General features: G+C 56.8%; 3 protein-coding genes and 2 rRNA genes (1 of these 5 cut by a window edge). 4 read left to right on the top strand and 1 reads right to left on the bottom strand.

Annotated features, from left to right (window positions below; all coding sequences use genetic code 11):
• The 4 genes from I6L36_RS10890 to I6L36_RS10875 all read left to right on the top strand — a co-directional run.
• Nucleotides 1–1,787: ribosomal RNA gene (locus I6L36_RS10890) — 23S ribosomal RNA — on the top strand; it begins 1,102 nt to the left of the window's first position.
• A gap of 79 nt (nucleotides 1,788–1,866) precedes the next feature.
• Nucleotides 1,867–1,981 (top strand): 5S ribosomal RNA (rrf, locus tag I6L36_RS10885).
• 373 nt (nucleotides 1,982–2,354) lie between these two features.
• Nucleotides 2,355–2,672, top strand: a complete 318-nt coding sequence (tmaR, locus tag I6L36_RS10880) for a PTS system regulator TmaR (RefSeq protein WP_010672687.1) — start codon at nucleotides 2,355–2,357, stop codon at nucleotides 2,670–2,672.
• A 213-nt stretch (nucleotides 2,673–2,885) separates the two neighbouring features.
• Nucleotides 2,886–5,969: a transglycosylase domain-containing protein gene (locus tag I6L36_RS10875; RefSeq protein ID WP_216987126.1), complete on the top strand. Its 3,084-nt coding sequence runs from the start codon at nucleotides 2,886–2,888 to the stop codon at nucleotides 5,967–5,969.
• Nucleotides 5,970–6,055: 86 nt separating this feature from the next.
• Here the strand turns inward: I6L36_RS10875 and yjgA are convergent, their stop codons facing one another.
• Complete coding sequence (yjgA, locus tag I6L36_RS10870) at nucleotides 6,056–6,580, bottom strand: ribosome biogenesis factor YjgA (RefSeq protein WP_010672689.1); 525 nt, start codon at nucleotides 6,578–6,580, stop codon at nucleotides 6,056–6,058.
• Nucleotides 6,581–6,690 lie beyond the last annotated feature (110 nt).

Raw genomic sequence — 6,690 nt, 5'->3', positions numbered from 1 at the left:
GGCCTGCGCGGAAGATGTAACGGGGCTCAAACCAGGCACCGAAGCCGCGGATTCACGCTAAGCGTGAGTGGTAGGGGAGCGTTCTGTAAGTCTGCGAAGGTGTATCGAGAGGTATGCTGGAGATATCAGAAGTGCGAATGCTGACGTAAGTAACGATAAAGGGGGTGAAAAGCCTCCTCGCCGGAAGACCAAGGGTTCCTGTCCAACGTTAATCGGGGCAGGGTGAGTCGACCCCTAAGGCGAGGCCGAAAGGCGTAGTCGATGGGAAGCAGGTTAATATTCCTGCACGACTTGTAATTGCGATGGGGGGACGGAGAAGGCTAGGTGGGCCAGGCGACGGTTGTCCTGGTGAAAGTGCGTAGGTGGTGTTTCTAGGCAAATCCGGAGACACAACACTGAGACACGAGACGAACGCACTACGGTGCGGAAGCCATTGATGCCCTGCTTCCAGGAAAAGCCTCTAAGCTTCAGATTACAAGTCATCGTACCCCAAACCGACACAGGTGGTCGGGTAGAGAATACCAAGGCGCTTGAGAGAACTCGGGTGAAGGAACTAGGCAAAATAGAACCGTAACTTCGGGAGAAGGTTCGCTCTTGATGGTGAAGTCCCTTGCGGATGGAGCTGTCGGGAGTCGCAGTGACCAGATGGCTGGGACTGTTTATCAAAAACACAGCACTCTGCAAACACGAAAGTGGACGTATAGGGTGTGACACCTGCCCGGTGCCGGAAGGTTAATTGATGGGGTTAGCGCAAGCGAAGCTCTTGATCGAAGCCCCGGTAAACGGCGGCCGTAACTATAACGGTCCTAAGGTAGCGAAATTCCTTGTCGGGTAAGTTCCGACCTGCACGAATGGTGTAACCATGGCCATGCTGTCTCCACCCGAGACTCAGTGAAATCGAATTCGCCGTGAAGATGCGGTGTACCCGCGGCTAGACGGAAAGACCCCGTGAACCTTTACTACAGCTTGGCACTGAACATTGAACCTACATGTGTAGGATAGGTGGGAGGCTTTGAAGGCGTGACGCCAGTTGCGCTGGAGCCGTCCTTGAAATACCACCCTTGTATGTTTGATGTTCTAACGCAGGGCCCTGAATCGGGCTCGCGGACAGTGCCTGGTGGGTAGTTTGACTGGGGCGGTCTCCTCCCAAAGAGTAACGGAGGAGCACGAAGGTTGGCTAATCCTGGTCGGACATCAGGAGGTTAGTGCAATGGCATAAGCCAGCTTAACTGCGAGACGGACAGGTCGAGCAGGTACGAAAGTAGGTCATAGTGATCCGGTGGTTCTGAATGGAAGGGCCATCGCTCAACGGATAAAAGGTACTCCGGGGATAACAGGCTGATACCGCCCAAGAGTTCATATCGACGGCGGTGTTTGGCACCTCGATGTCGGCTCATCACATCCTGGGGCTGAAGTCGGTCCCAAGGGTATGGCTGTTCGCCATTTAAAGTGGTACGCGAGCTGGGTTCAGAACGTCGTGAGACAGTTCGGTCCCTATCTGCCGTGGGCGTTGGATGATTGAAGGGAGTTGCTCCTAGTACGAGAGGACCGGAGTGAACGAACCTCTGGTGTTCGGGTTGTCACGCCAGTGGCACTGCCCGGTAGCTAAGTTCGGAATCGATAACCGCTGAAAGCATCTAAGCGGGAAGCGAGCCCTGAGATGAGTCATCCCTGACCCCTTGAGGGTCCTAAAGGGCCGTTGGAGACCACAACGTTGATAGGTGGGGTGTGTAAGCGTAGCGATACGTTGAGCTAACCCATACTAATTACCCGTGAGGCTTAACCATACAACACCCAAGAAGTGTTTCTGGCCTTGTAGCGAATGAACGAATTACTTACATCAGCTTTTTCAGATTGAAGATTTTGCCTGGCGGCAATAGCGCAGTGGAACCACCTGACCCCATGCCGAACTCAGAAGTGAAACGCTGTAGCGCCGATGGTAGTGTGGCATTCGCCATGCGAGAGTAGGACACTGCCAGGCACCCAATACAAGAAACCCCGCTCACTCGAGCGGGGTTTTTTATTGCCTGAAATTAAGCACTCACTGGAGTGCAAGCGGGCACTATGGTGCTGTTCGTCGTTCACTTGTTGCCTGTACCGGAAAAAGTTGCGCCTGCTCTGGCCGCATTGAACCCACATATTGGCTCTCTCCGTTCTCATCATTTTTAGCGTAATAACCCAGTCGGAGCCGTTCTGTCTAAACCCACCGCCCGCGCTGCGATTGGGGTTGTATCTGAATCATAACTCGGTAGAGTAAGGGGCATTCCGGGTTTGCCCGTGCCATGGTCTCGGTTTCTTTTTCTGGTATGGGACTCTCCGCCTGTTTTCATTCACCTTCACTCAGTGGTACCGATATGGAACAAGTAAACAAGTCAACCTTCAACGATGTGCTGGAATATGTGCGTATGTCCCGTCGTCAGAACAAGCTCAAGCGTGAAATCGCGGACAACGAGAAAAAGATCCGTGACAACCAGAAGCGGGTACTGTTGCTCGACAACCTGAGTGACTATATCAAGCCCGGTATGAGCATTGACGAGGTTCAGGCCATCATCGCCAACATGCGGACCGATTATGAAGAGCGCGTAGATGACCATATCATCAAAAATGCCGAGCTTTCCAAGGAGCGCAAGGAGCTGAGTACCAAGCTGAAGAGCATGAGCACCAGCAAATAATCCCGCCCCGCTCTCGTCAACACCGGCCTCTGGCCGGTGTTTCATTTTCATGCCGCAGCTCGGATCTCTTGCCGCGTTGCAACAATCGGCTCCCATTTTCACAATCGCCCTGTTAACATCGCTGCAAAGCGGTCAATAGATTTCAAGCCCTTGACTTGAAACGACTAAGCTTGATTGAAAGACAATAAATTGCGCAACCATGGTGGGGCTGATATGGGCGCATCAAAACAGACGGATTCAAATAAAGTGGCATCTCAGGATTCATCCGTACCTAACGCGGACGGACAACAACAGCGTAAACGCCGACCTTGGTGGCGCTGGTTGTTCTGTTTTATCTTCTTGCTTTGCCTGGCTGCCGTGATCGCCCTGGTGGGTTATGAAATGAAGACCTCCCGACTGCAGTCACAGGAGATCTCCCGCTATGCGGCCACCCTGACCTATCAGCTCGAACCCGGCCCCAGCAAGCAGATAGCCTTCCCCGACGACGGCCCGTTCGACAAGCGACTCGGTTATGTGCTGATGCCCATGATCCAGGAACGTCTCGTTCAGCGTGGCTACCAGGTGAGCGAGCAGGTCCGTTTTTCCGATGCGCTCTACAACTACGCCAGCCACGGTTTCTTCGTGCCTTATACCGAGAAGGTCCAGGCAGGATTGACACTCTATGACTGCCGTGCTGAGCCTTTCTACCAGTACAAGTATCCGACTCATTACTATCCGGATTTCAATGCCATACCGCCCTTGGTCATCCAGTCTCTGCTGTTTATCGAGAACCGTGACCTCCTGAGCAACAAGGAACCGCTGGCCAACCCGGCCGTAGACTGGCCGCGCTTTGCCAAGGCGGCGCTGTCTCAGGTGGGCAAGGCGCTGGATATGCAGGATCAATCTGCTGGCGGCAGCACCCTGGCGACCCAGGTGGAAAAGTATCGTCATTCTCCCGATGGACTGACCGTTTCGCCGACCGAGAAGATCCGCCAGATGGTCTCGGCCAGCGTTCGTGCCTATCGGCTGGGGCCCGAGACACTGGAGGCCCGCAAGCTGGTTGCCTGGGCCTACCTCAACTCGGTCCCGCTCTCTGCGGCGCCCGGTTATGGCGAGGTGCACGGTCTCGGTGATGGCCTCTGGGTCTGGTTTGGCGCCAATGTCGATGAGGTGAATCGACTGCTGGATCCCGCTCGCAACCAGGATTCTACCCTGGCCGAGCAGGGCCTTGCCTTGCGCCAGGTTGTCTCTCTGATGATCGCCCACCGCCGTCCTTCCTATTACCTGGCGCAGGGGAGAGAGGTACTGTCTACCCTGACAGACAGCTATCTGCGACTCTTCGTGCAGGAGGGAATGATCACCCCCCCCCTGATGGAGTCGGCTCTCAAGGCCAAGCTGGTCTTCCGCGATTTCCTGCAGGCACCTGCCATCACTCGAGTCAACAACAACAAGGGGCTGCAGGTGGCTCGCACTCGTCTCAGTCGTCAGCTCGGGGTGCAGCTTTATGACCTGGATCGCATGGATCTGATGGCCAACACCACCCTCAATATGCCGCTGCAGAACGAGGTGTCACGGTATCTGCAGCAACTGGCAGACCCTTCATTCGCAGCCCAGGTGGGCCTGTTCGGTGAGCGCCTGCTCTCGCCGGAGAAGACGGGTGATGTGAAGTACAGCTTTACCCTGTTCGAGAAGACGCCGGAAGGGGTCAAGGTGAGGGTGCAGACCGACAACACGGACCAGCCGTTCGATATCAACGAGGGCAGCAAGCTTGAACTGGGATCCACCGCCAAGTTGCGGGTGCTGACCACCTATCTCGAGATTGTCACCGAGTTGCATGACAGCTACGGCAATATGCCGGTGGAGAGCCTGCGAAAGATCGAAGTGTCCGATCAGGACAACATCAGCCGCTGGGCCATCGCCTATCTGATGAGTGCCAAGGACAGAAGCCTGCCGGTGATGCTGGAGGCCGCACTGGACCGCAAGTATTCCGCAAGTCCCTATGAAGGCTTCTTTACCGGCGGTGGCATGCACACCTTCAACAACTTCCGCAAGGAAGACAACGGTCGCATCCCGCCCATTCGCGATGCGCTGCGGGAATCCATCAACCTGCCCTTCGTGCGCTTGATGCGGGACATCGTCCGCTACAGCCTCTACAAGGAGGGAAATCGTGCCCAGTTGTTGAAAGATGACAGGGATCCTCGCCGTACCGAGTACCTGGCCAAGTTTGCTGACAAGGAGGGCCAGACCTACCTGCTGAGGTTCTGGCGCAAATATCGTGGCAAGAGTGCAGAAGAGCAGCTCGATACCTTCCTCGATGGTCTCAAACCCAGCGCGGTGCGTCTCGCCGCCGTGCATCGCTATCTGATGCCGGAAGCCTCCCAGGCCGACTTTGCCGCTTTCCTGGCCAAGCGCCTGCCGCGGGAGAAATTGACCGAGAAGCGCATCGAGCAGCTCTATACCAATTACGGCCCTGGCAAATATTCTCTGCCGGATCAAGGTTATATCGCACGGGTGCATCCACTTGAGCTGTGGTTGCTTGCCTATCTCAAGGAGTTTGACAAGGCCACCTTTACCGATGCGGTAACCGCCAGCCGTGACGAGCGTCAGGAGGTCTACAGCTGGCTGTTCAAGACCCGTCATCGCAGTGCCCGGGATAGCCGGATCCGCACCATGCTGGAGGTTGAGGCCTTCCTCGACATCCATCAGCGCTGGGCTCGCCTGGGCTACCCGTTCGATCACCTGGTTCCGTCCCTGGCGACCGCACTGGGCAGCTCGGGCGATCGTCCTGCTGCGTTGGCCGAGCTGATGGGGATCATCCAGAACGGCGGCATTCGTGCGCCGACCCTGCGCATCGAGCACCTCTCCTTTGCCAAGGGGACCCCCTTCGCCACCGTCTTTGAGCCGGCGAACACCCAGGGGGCACGGGTGATGCCTGCCGAGGTGGCCAACGCCTTGCGCAATGCACTCTCCAAGGTGGTGGAAGGGGGGACGGCGCGGCGCATCGCCGGGGCCTTCGCCTTGCAGGATGGTACTGTCCTGGCCCTGGGGGGCAAGACGGGGACCGGGGACAACCGGATCGAGACGGTGGGTCGCTACGGCAATGTGACCAGTTCACTGGCTCGCAACCGGACTGCGACTTTCGTCTTCTACATCGGGGATGATCACTTCGGCACGCTGACGGCCTATGTACCCGGCAGCCAGTCCGACAAGTTCCGCTTCACGTCGGCGCTGCCTGTACAGGTGCTCAAGGGGATGGCCCCCCTGCTGGTCCCCTATCTGCAACCCGCTACTCACACCCAGTGCGTGGCGGGCAGCTGAGCGGATAGCGTATGAAAAAACGGGGCCATTGCGGCCCCGTTTGATTGTGTACTGCACGCCGCCCTGAGGCGGACGTGAGTCATCACTTACAACAGATCTTCAATTTCACCGCGCAGGTACTGGTACATCTCGCGATAGGCTACCGGCGGCTTGTTCAGCTCCCGTTCCTTGTTGGCGGTGCGGATCAGCTGACGCAGCTTCTGGCGATCCAGCTCGTGGAACTGGGACATCAGCTCGTTAAGGGCGCTGTCGCCTTCGGTGATCAGCCGCTCGCGCCACTGTTCGAGGCGGTGCAGGCGGGCGTTCACGGTGGAGTGACGCATCTTGATGATGGAGAGGGCCTCTTCAATGGGGGCCACATCGCGGCTACGCATCAGACGGCCGATGAACTGGAGATGGCGACGGAAGGACTCATCCTTCTTCGGCTTGAGCTTGCGACCCAGCTCGACCGCTTCGGCGAGCTCTTCATCCAGGGGGATCTTCTCCAGCTCGCTGTGACTTAGGGAGACGATCTCTTCCCCCATCTTCTGCAAGGCCTCGGCATCACGCTTGAGCTGGCTCTTGCTGGGGCCCCAGTCTTCCCACTCGTTGTCGTCTTGATATTGACTCATCGGTCTCTGTATTCCTGTCATTCACGTTTGGCGGATATGTTACCAGCTTCTCCCGCTGGGCGCAGGGGTCTGATATGCTTAGCCCCTTTCCTTCCCTTCATACAGATGTG

The sequence above is a fragment of the Aeromonas sp. FDAARGOS 1406 genome (genome assembly GCF_019048565.1).
Lineage (GTDB): Bacteria > Pseudomonadota > Gammaproteobacteria > Enterobacterales > Aeromonadaceae > Aeromonas > Aeromonas caviae.
The sequence above is the reverse complement of the archived record's forward strand: the minus strand, read 5'-3'. Positions and strand labels throughout refer to the sequence as shown.

What these genes read in the sequence shown, in the direction of transcription:
- tmaR (WP_010672687.1), top strand. Translation starts at nt 2,355, where the DNA reads ATGGAACAAGTAAACAAGTCAACCTTCAACGATGTGCTGGAATATGTG.
- I6L36_RS10875 (WP_216987126.1), top strand. Translation starts at nt 2,886, where the DNA reads ATGGGCGCATCAAAACAGACGGATTCAAATAAAGTGGCATCTCAGGAT.
- yjgA (WP_010672689.1), bottom strand. Translation starts at nt 6,580, where the DNA reads ATGAGTCAATATCAAGACGACAACGAGTGGGAAGACTGGGGCCCCAGC.